We start from the raw sequence: 18,719 nt of genomic DNA, 5'->3' as shown, positions 1-18,719 counted from the left end.
GACAAGCTGTTAGGCCAACCGACACTGCTCATACTTACACCATCTCGTAATGCAGCAGAATCCACTCGGAAGTGGGTTAACGCATTGCGATCAAAGATAGATCAAAGTAAATATCTGGTTCGCGACGTGCTAGCCGTCGATTTACCGTTCTTTATGTCGGAAGAAGACGCCATTGGTCTAGCCAAGGAGAAGGTATCGACGCGGTACCACGATCAAACCTGGATTCTGAACTCCCAGATCATAGAAGAAGCGCTAGGTGTGGTGTCCGATAGCGAGGAAGCAGTCATTGTTGTTCTGGATAAGAACGGTAACCTGGTATCGCAGGTTCACGGTATGGTGACGATGGCGCGGATGAGTGAGATCACCGACGCCTTACAGAGTCTTTCTACCGACTAAAGACGCGCTGGCGCTTGCTTTTGGGAGCAAGCGAGCATAAATAGGGTGGCACCCTGTAAATACTTCGATATAGAGCAAATATCAGTAGAGTATCCTTGTTTGTACAGTTCAGATTGTAATCGCTAAAAGTTGTCGATACTGGCAGCAAGCCATAGATGGCTGTTTTTGTCATTAGTTACCTGGTGGAATAGGCGCAGGTAATTAGGGTTAGAAAAAAGGGGAATCGATTATTAACAGTTAAGTCATTTTCTTACAATTGTCTTCGCGCTAGTTTCATCAAACTGTTGATTTTGGGGCTATGGAGTATGGCTTTGTGGGCATACTTTGTATTTGTTTAAATTTTACGGTTACATGATTTTTTGGGTCTTTATTCCTAGCCAAATAGGTTTGTTTATAAGGATACTGCATAGCCACCCATAATTATTTTTAGAAAAATGGGAGGCATTATCATTATATGTTTTTTAAGCTAAATTAGTTTATTTATCAAGCAACCATTGACTTTTATTGTAGATTCTTTAAAATAAAACTCAGCAAGAAAGAAAGCCTTTTTTTTACATTCTCCGTTACGTTGTTTTATTGATAATACCTCGCTCTGTAGTTTTTAAGTTCCAGTCTGTTTTTACGCTATTCAAGCCTTTTGAAGGCAACCTCACATTCAAATTACAGGATATTATTATGTCTAATAAAGAACAAGGAACCGTTAAATGGTTCAACGAAGCAAAAGGTTTTGGTTTTATCGAACAAGCATCTGGTCCAGATGTATTCGTTCACTTTAGTGCTATTGCAAGCGAAGGTTTTAAAACCTTAGCTGAAGGCCAAAAAGTAGAATTCACTGTAAGCCAAGGTCAAAAAGGCCCACAAGCAGACAGTGTCGTAGGGCTTTAATTTCTATGATATTTTAGCTCCCATACAGAGCTAATTTAATATCAAAAAAATGGTAAACCTTTGCGGGTTTGCCATTTTTTTTGTTCATTTTAAAATGAGAATGAAATCCAGCTAATATTTTAACAGCCCATATCACCTTCTTCCCGAATTAGTTACAGTGTAACTAATAGATAAAAAAAGGACACCGTTTGGGTAGCCTTTGAGTAATTTATATCTTGGGCGTTATGGTAAATGAAGAAGTAACACCTAACGGATCTTTAGGTGTTTATAGGATTTTTATTGCTTTGCTAGGGAATTTTTACTGATTCCTTACAAGCGAATCTCATAGCGTTGATAGCTCGTGTATTATCAAAGAATACTTTAAGTTCATATACCCAGTGAGCTCACCCAACAGGTCAAATACAACTGCTACATTTATATTCATATTTTCGCGAGTCGTTTTGGAAAAAATCATCAGAGTGGGGTGGGGGCGTTAGAAGAATTAGCCTCTTACGCTGAATATACTGGTAAATATTGGATTTTCAAGAAGAATGTCTTGCATCTATCTTTACATTAAACCTCTGATTTAAAAACGCGTTAAATTCAGCCCATCTAACTATTTAGCGTTCTTTTCAATGATGCTACCTTAATAAACACTTAAATTCTGCTGATTAGGGCTGATATTTGTGAGTCTTTATATTAAATGATGGTCAGTGTAATTAATGGATGTCCGTAATTGTTTAGCAATTGTTATTCTCGAAATTTTAATTAGTAGAACAAGTGAATAAATTAAATTTTATTAGATGAACTTTTTTGTCTATGGGGTTATTTAAATTTTGTGAAATTGGTAATATTACTATTTTCAGTTAAAGCGATATTCAGTCTGTGGAATTATTTTCAAAAGCAATAAGGCCTAAAAAATGATTTATAGAAAGGTAATGCGAGACCAAAGCCATCGGAAAGGAATTTCATGATACGAATACTTGCTCAGATCTGGCCCCTTCTACTCGGCATCGTCTTTATCATGCTGGGCAACGGTATGCATTTTACACTTATCGGCCTGCGCGGAGGGATAGAAGGTTTTTCGTCGGCAGAACTGGCGATTGTGACCTCGGGATATTTCCTTGGTTTTCTCTCTGGGGCACGTATCAGTCCGTTGATGATACGGCGTGTTGGCCATGTGCGAGTCTTCGCGGCACTTGGTAGTTTTATGTCGGCAGGTTTAATCGCTTTCCCACTAGTTACCGAACCCTGGGTTTGGACGGTGCTGCGGGTGATTGTCGGCTTTTGTATGTCAGGCATTTATGTCACTGCCGAGAGTTGGCTTAACAACTCTGCGACGAATGAGACACGTGGCTCAGTACTGTCAGCCTACATGCTCGCTCAGACTTTGGGTATCATTGGCGCTCAGGGGTTATTGACGTTGGGCGATGCAGGCACCGCTGTGCTATTTATTGGTGCATCGATGTTGGTGTCAATTTCTTTTGGGCCAATCCTGCTATCTGCAACCTCGGTTCCAAAGGCTGAGATTACTCGCCCGATGCCCTTGCGTCAGCTCTTTACGAACTCTCCACTAGGTACCGTGGGCATCTTCTTGCTGGGCAGTGTTTATGCAACTCAATCAGGTATGGGTGCGGTTTTTGGTACCAAAATCGGTCTCTCGGCGGAGCAGATTTCGCTGTTCATTGCGATGCTCTTTGCTGGAGCACTATTGCTGCAATATCCTATTGGATGGCTTTCGGACCGGATGGACAGGCGCAAGCTAATTTTTGGGGCGGCCTCTCTCGGAGCGATATCCTGTGCATTCGCATGGTTTACTAGTGCTGGCCTCTGGCCTTTAATGGCGGCTGCCTTCTTTGCCGGTGGGGTTACAACACCGCTTTACGCACTGTTTCTGGCATACACTAATGATTATCTTTCGGCCGAGGATATGCCAGCCGCGTCTGGCGGTCTTGTTTTCACCTTTGGACTGGGCGCTATCGCGGGCCCCCTAATCACCGGTTGGGCGATGCATGGATTAGGCCCGTTCGCGTTCTGGCTAGTGCTTGGTGTGACCTTCGGTGTTATCGCGCTCTATGCGCTTTACCGAATGACACAGCGCGCGGCTGTGCCTCAGACTGAAACTGAGAGTTATCTGGGTGTGCTTCCGACTGCGTCTCCGGTAACGGTGGAGGTCGCTGGTGCGTGGGCCGCTGACCGTGCGCAGGCTGAACGAGATTCCGAAGAGCAGTCCTGACGCAATGTCTTAAAACATCATTAGCCGGCAACAAAGATCGACCTTAGCGACAAAATATGATCTGTCATAATAACTGGACATTGCGAGGCCGATACCGGGAGCGTCCATCTTAGTACCTAACTAATTAAGTAAATATTAATCCGCTTCTCTATTTTATTCAGGCGCTGTTTTGAATGATTAGAAGCGCATTATGGCGCAATCTTGTGCAACACCGGTTTCCTGGTTGATACGCCTTACTTTATGAATAACATCCCTGTTATTCACTTCTTCAAAGTCGGCTGAAGCTGTTCAAATTTATTCCCTAAAAATTTATTATTGTATTTCCCGTTGTGTACGTCGTGCTTTTTTATGTGGCAAGGATAAGTTCAGCGTGCAAAGCTTTGAGTATCGCAGACAATGTTTGGTCGGGCGCCTCCAGTTCTTAACCTCTATTTTTTAACTTCTATTTTCAATATTGATACCTGAGTTCATGCCATTAAGGCTAATCACTAGCATCTGGTTTTGCATGTTAATGAATTAGACAAACAGTGAGTTAACCAATTAAAAGGTTAGACAAATGGGTGGTTTGGTTGTTTTTTATGGTTGTTTTTTGGCTTGGTTGTTTTCTAGCCATCATTCAATTGTTTGTGTTATATTTTTTTTAAGCTAGATTAGCTCATTTATCAAGCAATCATTGCTTTTTATTTTAGATTCTGTAAAATGATCTTCAGCAAGAAAGAAAGCCTTTTTTTTACATTCTCCGTTACGTTGTTTTATTGATAATACCTCGCTCTGTAGTTTTTAAGTTCCAGTCTATTTTTACGCTATTCAAGCCTTTTGAAGGTAACCTCACATTAAAATTACAGGATATTATTATGTCTAATAAAGAACAAGGAACCGTTAAATGGTTCAACGAAGCGAAAGGTTTTGGTTTTATCGAACAAGCATCTGGTCCAGATGTATTCGTTCACTTTAGTGCTATTGCAAGCGAAGGTTTCAAAACGTTAGCTGAAGGCCAAAAAGTAGAATTCTCTGTAAGCCAAGGTCAAAAAGGCCCGCAAGCAGACAGTATCGTCGGGCTTTAATTTCTATGATATTTTAGCTCCCATACAGAGCTAATTTAATAGTTAGAAAATGGTAAACCTTTGCGGGTTTGCCATTTTTTTTGTCAATTGAAAAATAAGAATGAAATCCAGCTAATATTTTAACAGCCCATATCACCTTCTTCCTGAATTAGTTACAGTGTAATTAATGGATGTCCACTATTTTCTTAAGCAGGAGATTAAACTTTAATCTCCTGCTTAAGAAAATGCCCAACCATAATATCTGCACATAAGGCTAAATTTAGGGTACTTGAACTCACCGGCTTATTTATCGGAAAATAATTTAAAAAACATTCTACATCATGATTCCCCATCTCTTAAGAATGTTTGAGATCATTAAAACCTGCAAATCTTCTAATCCAATATAAATAGGTTTTTTCAGTGCAGATGCTATAAGTGCCGTGTTCTCAATTCGGACCATCTTGATTCAATAAAAGGAGAATTTAAAATATTTACGCTCCTTACTATCTAACTGTTTTTATGCATATTATATGAACTCTGATGCACAAATTTTACACTGCAAATTATTTAACAAATTGAAAATAAACAGTTTATTTTCATTATTTTCATTTTTAGAGGTCTTTATAAATGAAAACCCGTCATTTCCTCAACATAAAATGTCAATTTATAATCATGATTTGGATCTATCTAACTGTTTTATAAGTCTGTTATTATATAATTATTATCAAAAAATAAAATTTTAAATGTGTATCGTGAAAATGCAGATGAATACACTGTTAGAGCGAATAAAAAATCAGAAGGCAATAATGACTGAACTCATACACTTGATATACGCAAGCAAAGCTTCTATCGACTTTTCTAAAGACGAAATAGTGGTTTTGCTGGAAAAAGCTAGAAATACGAACAAATTTCTTGATGTCACCGGAATGCTACTTTCTGATAGCGGTGGTTTTTTACAGGTTCTAGAAGGCGAAGAAAAAACTGTAAACCAGTTATTTTCGGTGATAAGCGGAGACGGTCGACATAACAACGTTGTAAAGATAATATCTGAAGCGATACCAGAGCGCCAATTTGATGATTGGACTATGGGCGAGGCATCTATATCGAGACAAGAGTTGGTGGAAATTGAAGGAATGAACGATTTTTTTACTGGAAACACGTGTCTGGTCAATATTAACGTAGGCAGAGCAAAGAAAATTCTTGATGCTTTTGCGCAAGGGCGATGGAGATTGGAATGATCAAAGGTATTGAATATACTCACGCATTTCAACCAATCATTAATATTGACGCTGGCAAAGTGGTTTCTTATGAAGTGTTGTTGAGAGGAAAACATAATGAACCTCCCGGTTTCATATTTGACCAAGTGCCCACTGAAAGCTTAATGGAATTCGATCAAGCTAATCGAGAGCGCGCTATAAAGCAAGCTTCTAATCTTGGGCTTGAGTGCAGCTTAAATTTAAACTTTACACCTGGTTCTATTTTGTTTGAAGGCGGAAAATATGTGGAGGAGACCATTGCTGTTTCTCAATATCACGGTATAGATGCCAAACAACTCGTCATAGAGATGACAGAATGCGAAGCAATTAATACCGCCAGCGAGTTGTCGAATGTACTAAATAAATTGCGTAGAACTGGGGTTACAATTGCACTTGATGATTTTGGTTCCGGATATGCCGGTTTAAACTTGCTCGTAGATGTGCAGCCTGACTTGATAAAGCTGGATATGTATTTGCTAAGGAATATTGATAAAAATGGTCCACGGCAAGCAATCGTCAGGGCTATATTTGATGTTTGTCTGGATCTTGGGATAGATGTGCTCGCTGAAGGAGTTGAGACCGAAGAGGAATTCGACTTTTTAAATAAATTAGGAGTGTCCTTATATCAGGGATATCTTTTTGCAAAGCCAGGGTTTGAGAGTTTTCCGCCTGTTTCAATCCAATATCTGAAAAGATGATCAAGCTATAATGAATAACATAGTCAGCCATAATCCTTGGCGCTCACCCTTAGGGCCAGCTAAAGCTGTTCTCATTTATTCCTTATAAATGATTGGGAAGGGCACTTTAAATCCCAGGTATTACTTGATGAAGTAGCAATACTCGCTTGCATGGCGTATGTTGATTTAAACCCCATTCGCGCCAAGATGGCGACAACCCCTGAAGCCTCAGACTACACCAGCATTCAACGCCGAATTCACTCCGCCATAAAAGGTGAGCAACCAGCAGAATTACTGCCATTCGTAGGTAATGAACGTTTGAACATGCCTGAGGGGTTGAAGAAAGAATAATATAGCCACCCATAATTATTGGCGAATATTTGCGCATTGGTCTAATCTTTAGTTACCTTTATTTACTGCAGGTAATAAATGATGGCCAAACCAAGAAAAACCATAGTGAGCTTAGATGACACGCCTTACTATCACTGCTGTTCACGTGTTGTGCGTAAAGCATTCTTGTGTGGTATTGATAGTGCAACAGGTGAAAACTATGAACATCGTCGAGAGTGGGTTGACTCTCGTATTGTTGAGCTTGCCACCATCTTTGCGATTGATATCTGTGCTTATGCTGTCATGAGTAATCACCTGCATGTTGTCCTTAAAGTGAATGCTGATAAAGCCGTAAACTGGTCTGATAAAGCAGTGCTTGTTCAATGGCATAAAGGCTTTAAAGGCACGTTACTGACGCAGAAATTTATTAAAGGTGAAGACCTTAATACATTTGAGCTTGAAACCGTTAATGACTGCATTACCGAATATCGTCGACGTTTAATCGATATTAGCTGGTTTATGCGCTCACTCAGTGAGCCGATTGCAAGACAGGCCAACAAAGAAGATAGCTGTACTGGCAGATTCTGGGAAGGACGCTTTAAATCTCAGGCATTACTCGATGAAACAGCCGTATTAGCTTGTATGGCGTATGTTGATTTGAATCCTATTCGCGCCAAAATAGCGACGACACCTGAAACCTCAGATCACACCAGCATCCAACGCCGAATTCACTCCGCCATAAAAGGTGAGCAACCAGCAGAATTACTGCTGTTTGTAGGTGATGAACGCCTTAATATGCCTGACGGGCTTATGTTCAGTGTGAAGGATTACATTGTGCTTGTTGAAGATACCGGTCGAATCATACGAGAAGATAAGCGTGGTGCCATCAGCTCAAGCAGCCAACACATTCTAAACCGACTTAATATTCCGACAGAGAACTGGCTTAAAATTAGCACTGAATTTGGTCATTTATTTAAAGGGGCGGTAGGTGCCTTACCCGCATTAACCGAATACTGTGAACATTTAGACCGCAAGCGACGCCACGGTGCAGCAAACTGTCAACGTTGGTTGCGTGCTTAAAGCTTAATTTTTTAACTACCTGTCAGTCATTCGCTCACTTGATTAAAATCAAGATTCTGCTGTTGGTTTAAAAGGACCATATTCCTCATATTTGACAATCTAAAGCCCCATTTCTTGAAAAAAGTTCAATTGGTGTGTATCAATCGTCATCAAAGACTACCGCAATGAATGTTGAAAGAAGCTATTTTATTGGTTAGAAAAATGGGTGGCATAGTTATAGCAATATTATTGGTTAGAAAAATGGGTGGCATAGTTATAGGCATAGTTATAGCAGCATAGTTATAGCTCGCTGACATATTGCGTTAGTTAAAAAATCAGCTCTATCCCTGAAAGAGAAATCCTGAAGTCGAACGCCTTATATAAAAAGGGTGGACGATAACAATTACGTTGCTGTGCTTTAGAAGAATAAACCCTCGTAATTTTTGATCTTACAGTCGATAATCCAACATAATTAATAGCGACGTTACTATTATTGCGATGATGTTTGAATCAATTCGCACACACTTCTTTGACAGATGATAGTTTATCGAGGACTTTCAAGCCTTAATGTTGCTTGTCTCTATCGCTATAGGCTTCGCAGTTAAATAGTACCTACCACTATTTTTCTTTTATCACTTACAGGATTTTTATGACACCAATTACAACCTTACCTAGCCAATTGAATACCACCGCCATTTTACTGGTTTTAGCGTTAGGCACATTTATTTTGGGATTATCGGAGTTCTCGATGATGCCAATGCTGCCCTTAATCAGTGAAACATTTGCCTCAACACCGTCACAAAGCGGTTATGCTATTAGTGCTTACGCGATAGGGGTTGTTGTTGGGGCACCCATTTTAATGCTGACGACGGCCAACATGAAAAAACGCGATGTCTTGGCTATTTTTCTGACATTAATGTTTATTGCCAATGGCTTAAGTGCCATGGCAACCTCACTTGAGCAGCTAATGGTTTTTCGTTTTTTAAGTGGCCTGCCCCATGGCGCTTACTTTGGTGCCGCCATATTATTAGCCGCAGATATTGCCCCACAAAATAAACGCGCCAGCTATATGTCCAAAGTGTTTATGGGCTTAACCATTGCGACTATTGTCGGGGTGCCTATAGTGACATTAGTCGGCCAATATTTAAGCTGGCGCTATTGTTTAGCAGGTGCATCTGCTCTCGCCTTAGTGGCACTGGTGTGTGTGTATTTAGTGATCCCTAAAATAGAAAATAGCCAGCCGTCAAATTTAATTAATGAATTTGGCGTGTTGAAAAATAAATTGGTCTGGTCAATTCTAGGTATTGTGATTATTGGCTTTGGCGGCGTATTTTGTATTTACACTTACATTGCCGACACTATTTTAGTGGTTACCGAAACCCCCGCATACACGATTTCAATCGCGATGGTAATGTTTGGTATTGGTTGTACATTAGGTAACTACGTATTAGGCAAAGCGGCCGATCGTGCGGCTTTAAAAACCACCGGCATAGCCTTAATTTGTATGATTATATTTTCCCTCGCCTACGTCAGTGCCAGCCATAATATTTTGCTATTGTATGCGGTGATTTTCTTTATTGGCTGCAGTTTGGGCTTAGCCACCTTAATTCAAACCTTGCTAATGGATGTATCACCAAACGGCCACGCAATGATAGGTGCTTTGGTGCAGTGCTCATTTAACATTGCCAATGCCATCGGGCCTTTGCTGGGCGGCATGGTTATCGCACAAGGAGCATTACCCAACGAGACGGGTTATGTTGCGGCGGTGCTATTTACTGGCGGCTTAATAATGTGGCTGCTAAGTTATCTGCAAATGAATAACAAAAATGCCCAATTGAAGCAGTGCAGAGCCTAATTAAATTGTCGATAACCTACTCGATGAGATTGCGCTTAATGAACCTATTACGTATATGGGGTCGCGTCTGAATGGCGCTATCTTAAGTTATATCTATATGATTATACCGATTTAATATTTTAAAATTCGGAAAGAGCAGCGAGGAAAAATTGAAAGTGGTTGGAAAAATGGGTGGCATAGCTAGCGACAATCATCATCCAGATGGATCAAAGTCCAACGATGCATTAGCATTCAAACGGGATCAGTCGTTGAGAGACGATATTCGAAAACGGGTTAAGCAACAGATCAGTCTTTCGACAGCTTAGCGTCAATTGCTAACACTGACCTGAAAACCTGGTTCACGATGCCAGGAATGAGAGCAGCAGGTGCAGGCTTGGCATAATAGTAGCCCTGAACTACATCACATCCCATTTCTTGAACCATCATGATTTCCTCAATAGTTTCTGTTCCTTCAATAATAACTTTAAAGTCGAGCTCAGTCGTGAGTGAAAGAATACCCCGCATGACCTTCTGCTTGCGGCTATCTATATCAATATTGGTGACGAAGCTACTGTCAATTTTCAGCTGATTGAAGGGCATGTTGTTGAGATAGCTTAGCGATGAATAGCCCGAGCCGAAATCATCGAGTGATAGCATCACACCAAGTGATCGAATAAGCTCTAGAACCCGTAGCGTGTTGTGTTTGGTATTGTCGATAAACACACTTTCTGTAATTTCGATGCAGATACAATTAGCCGGCAGTTTGTATTTTTCTAATGCAGCACTCAAAACGTCGATAAAATTGTCCTGCCATAACTGGATGGGTGAGACATTGACTGCAATATGTTTAAAGTCGAAGTTTGCCTTACGCCATTGCGCCGCTTGTTGGCATGCCATATCAATGATCAGGGTGCCAAGCTTGACAATCTGCCCGCTGTCTTCGGCGATAGGAATAAATTTAGCGGGTGGAATCTGACCCAAGCTTGGGTGGTTCCAGCGGGCGAGGGCTTCTAACCCAGCTAATTTATTAGATGACAGAATGATCTGTGGCTGGAAATGGATCTCGATCTCCCTTTTTTCGATCGCCATCTCAAGTATTTTTATCAACGTCACCCGTTCTTGGTGCTCGTCGTTTAATTCTGAGGAGAAAATCGCATATTGATCGCCTCCTGCTCTCTGGGCTTTGCGAAGCGCTAAATTCCCATTGAGATGTGCCTCGTCAGGCTCATCAAAATCTTTGAGCACATCGATTACACCTATTGAACCGGTTATGAAAATTTTGCCAACCTGAGTCTGGAACCCTTTGCGCATGGTCTCAATAAGGTTTTGGGCGAGCACTGTAATTTTGTCAGTTGCCAGACGATTATCGATAATGATAGAAAAATCAGCTGCGCTGGGACGCGCTACCTTTGCCTGATTTCCTGCAACCTGCTGAATTCTAGACCCAAGCCTTTTGAGAATCTTATCGCCCATTTCCTGCCCATAGGCATCATTGAGGTGGCTAAATTTGTCGATGCTGAGGTGTAACAATACCCAAGATCCGTTGCCCGATTGGCTCTCCCTCAAAGCCACCTGAAGATCAGCAAGGTAACGGCTGCGATTACCAAGACCTGTGAGCTCGTCTGTATAGGCCAGATGAGCGAGTTTACTCTGCAGGCCAGCCACACGATTAAGGCCTTCGGACAGTGCGCCGACCTCGTCGCTTTGGCCGAGGAAGGGTACGCTTCCCAAGACTTTTTCAGAGGCCATATCCTCAGCATATTTTGCCAAAACCCGAATTGGCCTGAGTGCGTGACTGATATAGGCGGCGCCGAGAAGGGCTTCCAAAATAAGGATTATGCCGGCAACCAGTATGCTTTGGTTGCGCAACTCATCCCGCGCGGCGATCAAGTCATCAACCCAGCCCACGTCAACGGCAAGCACGCCTTTCACCGATTTGTCCAAGGCTATGATCGGCATCAGCTCTGCTAATCTTAAACGCCCCATAACGGGCACTTGCCCGCGATGGATCCGACCATTGATAATATTTTTATAGGCGGGGTGACCGACACTGATAGACATCGGTGGTGGCATGGAGCCATCAGGTTTCCGGAAGGTCGTGACAAAACGATCAAACGCCTTGGTTTGAGAGTTGAACTTAAAAAGGTTAGCCGCACCGTGATTAGTCGACCCTATGTCCTTTAGAATGACATCATACTCGTCGCGAAAAGACAGGGATGTTGCAGCGGTATCGCCTTTGAGCTGGATTGCCTTCACATTACCCTGGTCATCGAATACCGCAGTAAATTCCTCCGCAAAGCGTTCGGACAAGATGACTGCTGCGGCATGCGCGGCGCGTCCAATTCGGATTTCTGAGTTGTTCGCGGTAACTTGGTAGATCTTGATATAGCCAATAGCGGCAATAATTAGGATCGACAGTGCCGCGAAAAGCAAAAAACGCGATGTGATTCTGCCCGTAATACCGGTTATTAAATGTTGAATATTTATCATATTACTTCACTCCAAAAAACACTGAATACAAGATAGCTTCATTAAGCAGTGAAAGCGGCCAAGGGCTTGTAAGCCAATCGGGTTTTCTGTGGAAAGAGATGCGACGATGAGGACCCACATGCCACTGACCTATGAACAAGTATTTCAGATAGAAATGTCTCTTTCTCTTTTTATACCTTGATTTTAGATAAACTACTATAATTATTAATGTTTATATTGTATTACATAATATTACATTGGTGGCGTCCTTTCTTATGAAAATGACCAACTACGCAGAAATAAACACAGGAACTGGTTCGCAATTTCCTTTGTGCCGTTTAAAATTCTGTGTGTTGATGATGAGCTCAGTGTATTAAGTGCGTTCAAACGTTGATTAGTTAGGCCCGTCTATGACGTATTTCTGAAGGCAATGGGCGAGATGCGTTAACACTGATGTAATAACACCCTATCGAACAGGTGATTTCTGATATGTGTCTGCCCGAAATAAGGGGCATTGTAGACAATAATTATTTTTCTGTAATAACTGGACCCAGCTAATTGACTAAATATTAATTGGCTTCTCTGTTTTATTCAGAGACTGTTTTAAATGATTCGGAGCGCGTTATGACGCAATCTTGTGCAACACAGTTTTTCCTGGTTACTTTAATAAATCACTTAAATTCAGCTTCTCAGAGCTGATATTTAGGCATCTTTATATTAAATTATAGTCATTATAATTAATGGATTTCCGTAACTTATTCCTTTTCCTATTTAAGATAACTCTTTGTATTTAAAAGAAGTAAATTGCCTTAGTTTGAGGGAAGATTAAATACGGCTTTATATTACGTTTAGATATTCATTTCGCCATCAGTTTGACATGGGATAGACGACCGGTCTAATATGGGTATCATGAAATCAAACGATACTCGCAAAAACATTATTCAGGTTGGTGCCAGCCTGATTGCTCAAAAGGGCTTTGGTGCAACTGGGCTGAACGCGGTGCTTACTAAGTGTGGTGTACCAAAGGGATCCTTCTACTATTATTTTAGCAGTAAGAATGATTTCGGCCTGGCGGTGATTGATACCTTCGCTGAAGAATACGATGCCAAGCTGGATCGGATCCTTACGGACAAAACGCGCTCCTGTATCGAACGGTTGCAGGTCTATTTTTCTACCAGTCTGGAAACCATGACCAACTGTGAATACAAAGAGGGCTGCCTGATTGGTAATCTAGGTCAGGAACTGGCGGGGCAGAATGAAATGTTCCGAACCCGCCTGAACACGGTATTTACAGCTTGGGAGATGAAGTTTGCCCTATGCCTGGCTGAAGGCCAGACCGATGGGGATATCAACCCAGACCTTGACCCCCACGATGCAGCCAGCTTTTTGTTGTCGGGTTGGGAAGGCGCTATTTTGAGGTCTAAAGTACTCAAGTCCTTCGAACCAATGGAGCGATTTATTCGGGTGTTTTTTGAACACTGCCTGCGGCCCAGCTAATTTTTTGAAAACCATTGTTAGTAAACTGGCCTAATTAATTCCAATTCATTTAAAAGGAAATAACACTATGAGTAACGAAAATCAGAAAGACGTATTGTTCGATACATTTAAGCTGGGCAACCTGTCGCTGCGAAACCGCGTGCTGATGTCTCCGCTAACCCGCTCGCGCTCCAGCCAGCCGGGTGATATACCCAATGCGATGAACGTCCAGTACTATGAGCAGCGTGCCAGTGCAGGCCTTATCATCAGCGAAGCGACCCAGGTATCGCCACAGGGCAAGGGCTACGCTTTTACCCCGGGCATTCACTCGCAAGAGCAGATTGCCGGCTGGAAGCGGGTCACCGACGCAGTTCATAAAGCGGGCGGTCTTATTCACATGCAGCTTTGGCATGTTGGCCGGATTTCTCATCCGGACCTGCAACCCGATGGCCAAAAGCCAGTTGCTCCCTCTGCGATTGCACCCAAAGGTGCTAAAACCTTTGTCAGTGCAACTTCCGGTATGGTGGATATTCTTGAGCCACGTGCTCTGGAAACAGATGAGATCCCCTCTATCGTTGAGCAGTTCAGGGTTGGTGCGGAGAATGCTAAAGCCGCAGGCTTTGATGGTGTTGAAATCCATGCTGCCAACGGCTACCTGCTGGATCAGTTTCTTAAGAGTGACAGCAACCAGCGTACCGATCAGTATGGTGGCTCCGTCGAAAATCGTATCCGTCTAACCTTGATGGTAACTGAGGCCGTTGTCGAGGTCTGGGGCAAAGAAAACGTTGGTATTCGCGTTAGCCCAACCGGGAGTTTTAACGCAGTGCATGATCAGAACCCAATTGAAACTTTTGGCACGCTGGCTAAACATCTGAACGATATCGGTATTGCTTATATCGAGGTGGTGGAAGACTCGTTTCAGGGCAACCATGCCAATGGTCGACCGCAGACTGTGATTGATGCTATTCAGGCGGCTTTTAAAGGTGTATACATCGCCAATGGCGCCTACACCGCGGACGAAGCAAGAACGCGGATAGGTAAAGGCCAGTGTGACCTGGTCACTTTTGGACGCCCATTCATCGCCAATCCGGATCTGCCTGAACGCTTCCGAACCCATGCAGAGCTTAACCGCTGGGACGACAGCACTTTCTACGGTGGTGACGCTGAGGGTTACATCGACTACCCAACGTTGTCTGTTTAACCGGGGTCTGTGGAGAATTACAGAGACCGCCAATATAAAAATAACGGCTCTGTAGGGCTTCTATTATAAGCCATGAAGGAAAATAACCGCGAATATTAAGTTGTCTAAGTGGGATACTTTACTGAATGTAACTATTGTATTTTGCTAAACAGCGTCGCGGTGATTTTTCTCGATTTATTGCTTCCGAGTAGCGCAAATTTATAAAGAATAATGTTCAGGGGTGAAACTGGCTTCTTTAGAAACACTGTTTTCCCCAATTGAACGGCGCGCCAAAGATGGCAAGACTGGGTGATAATCATCACGGATGTTTTATAGGCGAACTAACAATAAGATAATGTATCGCGTAATCATATTCTGTTTTAACCAAGGTGCGTAGCACGGATGTGGTTGTTAGCAGCACGCAGGAGCGGTTATATCAATGCGATTCATTAATTTCCCTCATTTATTCAATCTCTTGAGCTAAGTGTTTACACTTTCTATATCTCTGATAAAAATATCCTACGCTCGGCTACATTCTTTAACCATATCTTAGTAAGTTAAAGGAGAAAAAACGTGTCAGTAAACGAGGACAGCCAACCCTTTTTGACTAATTGTAAATTTATACCTGTTATAAAATAAGGTTTTTTATCTTTATGTGAAAGATAGGTATGACGCAATCACGCTCTTCATTAATTTCGCTTGTTGATACCCCTTATTTTATGAATAATATCCCTGTTATTCGTTTCTTCGAACCCAGCTAAAGCTGTTCAAATTTATTCCCTAAAAATTTGTCATTGTATTTCCCGTTAGCGTACGCCGAGATTTTTTGTGTCGCTAAGATCAATCTGAATTGAGTATAGGAAGAATAAAAGCCTTTTATCCTGCCTATATTCACCCACCAGACTTGCCAGTAGATTTTATTCAGCTCTATTTTTCTAGTTTATAAGCCACCACATAGTCACCTAAGGTAGTGCCAAGTGAACCATGTCCACCCGCGACCTGAACCACCATCTGTTCACCTTTGCTGTTTAGGTAGGTCATGGGTGTGGCTTGTCCACCGGCAGGTAATCTTGCCGTCCATAACACTTGCCCGGTTTTGAGATCGTACCCACGTAAATAGTCATCCAGTGATGCTGCCATGAATGCAACACCGCCTTTGGTGATAATCGGCCCGCCAATGCCCGGCATCCCCAATGGGATAGGCAGTGGCAGTGCAGTCATATCTCGAGTCGTGCCATTTTTGTGCTGCCATACCTTTTCACCTGTTCTTAAATTCACACCGGCAACAGAACCCCAAGGTGGCTGCTGACAGGGTATGCCAAGTGGCGATAAGAAAGGCGATAGTGACACAGAATACGGGCTACCAGTATTAGTGCTCACACCCTGTTCACCCGTATTGACCGGACCAAGATCTTGCTGATTATCATTGGGGATCAATTTCGATACAAAGGCCAAATCCAGTGGCATAGCAAACATCACCTGACGTTCAGGATCAACCGCAACGCCGCCCCAGTTGAACACGCCAAAGTTACCCGGGTAAACAAGAGTACCTTGTATAGATGGTGGTGTGTACTGGCCTTCATAGCGTAATTTTTTAAACTGAATACGGCAAATCAGTTGATCAATAGGTGTTGCACCCCACATCTGCGCACCGGTCATTTTCTCTGGCTTAAAGTTTAACGCAGAGCTTGGTTGTGTAGGCGAAGCATAATCTTCAGGAATGGTTCCTTGTGGGGCTGGTTGCTCGGTGATCGGTATAATCGGTTCACCTGTCTTACGATTCAGTACATACACGTCACCCTGTTTGGTCGGAACGACCAATGCAGGCTGAAGGCCGCTTTTAGTTTGAAGATCTAGTAACGACGGTTGAGCGGGTGTGTCCATATCCCACAAATCATGGTGGATGAACTGTTGCACCCAAGCAACTTTACCCGTCTCGATATGCAGCGCAACAACCGATGTTGCATATTTCTCTTCGGCCGGTGAGCGATACATACCTAACTGATCGGGGGTACTGTTGCCCATCGGTAAATAGATAAGACCGAGTTTGTCATCTGCACTCGCGATCGACCAACTATTGGGTGAGCTAACTGCGTAGGTTTCATTTGGGCCTATCGGGGCAGTCTCATCTGGATTTCCCGAATCCCAGTTCCATGCCAATTCACCCGTACTGGTATTGTAGGCACGAATAACACCCGAAGGCTCATTCACATCATAGTTATCGTTAACCGAACCGCCGACAACCACAAAACCATTGGAAACTAAAGGCGGTGATGTAGAGTAATAGTAACCGGCCTGCTTAAAGGGCATGTTTTTGGTTAAATCAATAACGCCATCGTCACCAAATCCTTGGCAACGAGCGCCAGTAACAGGATCCAACGCAATCAGGCGTGCATCTGATGTTGGTAAAAATAACTTCGCGTCACAGCTAACCGAAGCTAGATTTTCGGATGGCTGAGTTTGATTTATCGCCATTGGGATAGTCCCTGATGCAGGGGGTTGATAAGAAACTCCCCGACAGGTTTGGTGCTGACGTTGCATCTCAGGCAAGACTTTAGAGTCATAAACCCAACGTTTCTCACCACTATCCGCATCTAACGCCACCAACCAATTATGTGGTGTACAAAGATATAAACTATTACCCACTTTTAATGGTGTCGCCTCATAGGTGGTTTCACCGACGTCTTTAGGCCCCTTCATATCACCGGTTCGGTATACCCAAGCTTGTTTGAGATTAGCGATATTATCTGGCGTGATATCCTCAAGTGGAGAATATCGCTGCCCGAGATTAGAACGACCATACGCATTCCAGTCCCCTTTAGGCACACTGTCCTCGGTATTTGCATTAATACTTGCCATAGGTAATTCACCTTGCTTATCGAAAGGTGCATTTATTAAACTTGCCAGCATCACAAGCGTAATAATTGTCCATACCGCCACAAGTATTTTCCGGCTTACGGACCATGAGCGTGTAAAAAAGAGTGGCAGAGCGATGGCTAAAAAGAGACCAAGGCGTGGTGCTAACCCCCACCAATAATAACCCGATTCGCTAAGCGCCCAGATAAAAGTGCCAAGCAGAAAAATACTATAAAGATACAAAGACGATGGTTGGCGTTTAAATGCTAAACCACTGGTAATCAGTAGCACAATTCCCGCTATCAAGTAGTAAGCACTGCCACCAAGAGAGAGTAAATATCCTCCACCAAGGGTAAGGGTAAGACCTACAATCCATCCTAATATGGAAAAAAAACGCATAGATGACTCCATTTGAATAGAAGCTGAGCTGAATGGATATGGCGTAAATTATTCATCAAAGCTTTAAGGTTTATTTGTAACATTTTGTTATCACAGTAAAGTAAAATGTGTTTAATATCAATAGGTTTGAATTAGATGAAGATTTTATGATTAATCAGAATGATAAACAATAAGTTATAGATGATGGAAATATGATGATAAAAAGAAGATGAGTAATCAAAATAGAGATTAAAAAAGAGCTCAAAATACTGAAAAAATTCAGGACAGCCAATCCTTTTTTCCTGCTTGTAAATTTTTACCTACTATAAAATAAGGGACTTATATTCATGTGGTTGTCTTTATTTTATTGCTATCAATAGCTTTAAATTATCCTTTTTTGATAAAAAACAAGATTCACTTAAGGAGTTTGACCTTTAAATTAATGAAATATTTTCTATCTTGTTAATTTTGCATTACCTTTATATTATTTTTATATTTACATTTATATAAATATTTCTCTGCCTTGTGTCGGCCGTGCTGTCTTAATGCTAGTTAATTCAAATTTAGTATTGAGCTAAAGGTCGAAAATAAAATTAATCGTCGGTGAAATTGTAAATTTTTAACTTCATATTTTGCCAATTTAGTAGGAAAATAAGCATCGCTCA

At 42.1% G+C, this 18,719-nt stretch carries 12 protein-coding genes and 1 pseudogene; 11 read left to right on the top strand and 2 right to left on the bottom strand.

What is annotated here, in order from left to right; all coding sequences use genetic code 11:
• Positions 1-84: 84 nt before the first annotated feature.
• From PING_RS21475 to PING_RS15890, 9 genes and pseudogenes are all read left to right on the top strand, one after another.
• Entirely contained in the window at positions 85-396 is a 312-nt protein-coding gene (locus PING_RS21475) for a hypothetical protein (RefSeq protein WP_232279374.1), read from the top strand.
• A gap of 675 nt (positions 397-1,071) precedes the next feature.
• Entirely contained in the window at positions 1,072-1,281 is a 210-nt protein-coding gene (locus PING_RS15930) for a cold-shock protein (protein WP_011771349.1), read from the top strand.
• A 949-nt stretch (positions 1,282-2,230) separates the two neighbouring features.
• Positions 2,231-3,496 (top strand): MFS transporter, encoded by a 1,266-nt coding sequence (locus tag PING_RS15925; RefSeq protein ID WP_011771348.1) that lies wholly within the window; start codon positions 2,231-2,233, stop codon positions 3,494-3,496.
• An 854-nt stretch (positions 3,497-4,350) separates the two neighbouring features.
• Complete coding sequence (locus tag PING_RS15920; protein ID WP_011771347.1) at positions 4,351-4,560, top strand: cold-shock protein; 210 nt, start codon at positions 4,351-4,353, stop codon at positions 4,558-4,560.
• A 743-nt stretch (positions 4,561-5,303) separates the two neighbouring features.
• Entirely contained in the window at positions 5,304-5,777 is a 474-nt protein-coding gene (locus tag PING_RS15910; RefSeq protein WP_011771346.1) for a BLUF domain-containing protein, read from the top strand.
• Positions 5,774-6,493 (top strand): EAL domain-containing protein, encoded by a 720-nt coding sequence (locus tag PING_RS15905; protein WP_011771345.1) that lies wholly within the window; start codon positions 5,774-5,776, stop codon positions 6,491-6,493. The genes PING_RS15910 and PING_RS15905 overlap by 4 nt, the downstream gene beginning before the upstream one ends.
• A gap of 93 nt (positions 6,494-6,586) precedes the next feature.
• Positions 6,587-6,811, top strand: a pseudogene (locus tag PING_RS15900) (transposase); the annotation flags it as partial.
• Positions 6,812-6,904: 93 nt separating this feature from the next.
• Positions 6,905-7,882, top strand: coding sequence for a transposase (locus tag PING_RS15895; RefSeq protein ID WP_041766599.1), 978 nt, complete (start codon positions 6,905-6,907; stop codon positions 7,880-7,882).
• A gap of 628 nt (positions 7,883-8,510) precedes the next feature.
• The gene (locus PING_RS15890; protein WP_011771343.1) at positions 8,511-9,716 is read left to right on the top strand and encodes an MFS transporter; all 1,206 of its coding nucleotides are present in this window, start codon (positions 8,511-8,513) and stop codon (positions 9,714-9,716) included.
• Between the two features lie 285 nt (positions 9,717-10,001).
• Here PING_RS15890 and PING_RS15885 read toward each other — a convergent pair whose 3' ends face one another.
• Entirely contained in the window at positions 10,002-12,185 is a 2,184-nt protein-coding gene (locus PING_RS15885; RefSeq protein WP_011771342.1) for a bifunctional diguanylate cyclase/phosphodiesterase, read from the bottom strand.
• 888 nt (positions 12,186-13,073) lie between these two features.
• Between PING_RS15885 and PING_RS15880 the strand changes: the two genes are divergently transcribed.
• Positions 13,074-13,661, top strand: coding sequence for a TetR/AcrR family transcriptional regulator (locus tag PING_RS15880; protein ID WP_041766596.1), 588 nt, complete (start codon positions 13,074-13,076; stop codon positions 13,659-13,661).
• 67 nt (positions 13,662-13,728) lie between these two features.
• Positions 13,729-14,841, top strand: a complete 1,113-nt coding sequence (locus tag PING_RS15875; protein WP_011771340.1) for an alkene reductase — start codon at positions 13,729-13,731, stop codon at positions 14,839-14,841.
• Between the two features lie 906 nt (positions 14,842-15,747).
• Here the strand turns inward: PING_RS15875 and PING_RS15870 are convergent.
• Positions 15,748-18,075, bottom strand: a complete 2,328-nt coding sequence (locus PING_RS15870) for a glucose/quinate/shikimate family membrane-bound PQQ-dependent dehydrogenase (protein WP_011771339.1) — start codon at positions 18,073-18,075, stop codon at positions 15,748-15,750.
• Between the last annotated feature and the right edge of the window lie 644 nt (positions 18,076-18,719).

The organism is Psychromonas ingrahamii 37, assembly GCF_000015285.1.
Lineage (GTDB): Bacteria > Pseudomonadota > Gammaproteobacteria > Enterobacterales > Psychromonadaceae > Psychromonas > Psychromonas ingrahamii.
The sequence above is the reverse complement of the archived record's forward strand: the minus strand, read 5'-3'. Positions and strand labels throughout refer to the sequence as shown.

What these genes read in the sequence shown, in the direction of transcription:
- PING_RS15930 (WP_011771349.1), top strand. Translation starts at nt 1,072, where the DNA reads ATGTCTAATAAAGAACAAGGAACCGTTAAATGGTTCAACGAAGCAAAA.
- PING_RS15925 (WP_011771348.1), top strand. Translation starts at nt 2,231, where the DNA reads ATGATACGAATACTTGCTCAGATCTGGCCCCTTCTACTCGGCATCGTC.
- PING_RS15920 (WP_011771347.1), top strand. Translation starts at nt 4,351, where the DNA reads ATGTCTAATAAAGAACAAGGAACCGTTAAATGGTTCAACGAAGCGAAA.
- PING_RS15910 (WP_011771346.1), top strand. Translation starts at nt 5,304, where the DNA reads ATGAATACACTGTTAGAGCGAATAAAAAATCAGAAGGCAATAATGACT.
- PING_RS15905 (WP_011771345.1), top strand. Translation starts at nt 5,774, where the DNA reads ATGATCAAAGGTATTGAATATACTCACGCATTTCAACCAATCATTAAT.
- PING_RS15895 (WP_041766599.1), top strand. Translation starts at nt 6,905, where the DNA reads ATGGCCAAACCAAGAAAAACCATAGTGAGCTTAGATGACACGCCTTAC.
- PING_RS15890 (WP_011771343.1), top strand. Translation starts at nt 8,511, where the DNA reads ATGACACCAATTACAACCTTACCTAGCCAATTGAATACCACCGCCATT.
- PING_RS15885 (WP_011771342.1), bottom strand. Translation starts at nt 12,185, where the DNA reads ATGATAAATATTCAACATTTAATAACCGGTATTACGGGCAGAATCACA.
- PING_RS15880 (WP_041766596.1), top strand. Translation starts at nt 13,074, where the DNA reads ATGAAATCAAACGATACTCGCAAAAACATTATTCAGGTTGGTGCCAGC.
- PING_RS15875 (WP_011771340.1), top strand. Translation starts at nt 13,729, where the DNA reads ATGAGTAACGAAAATCAGAAAGACGTATTGTTCGATACATTTAAGCTG.
- PING_RS15870 (WP_011771339.1), bottom strand. Translation starts at nt 18,075, where the DNA reads ATGCGTTTTTTTTCCATATTAGGATGGATTGTAGGTCTTACCCTTACC.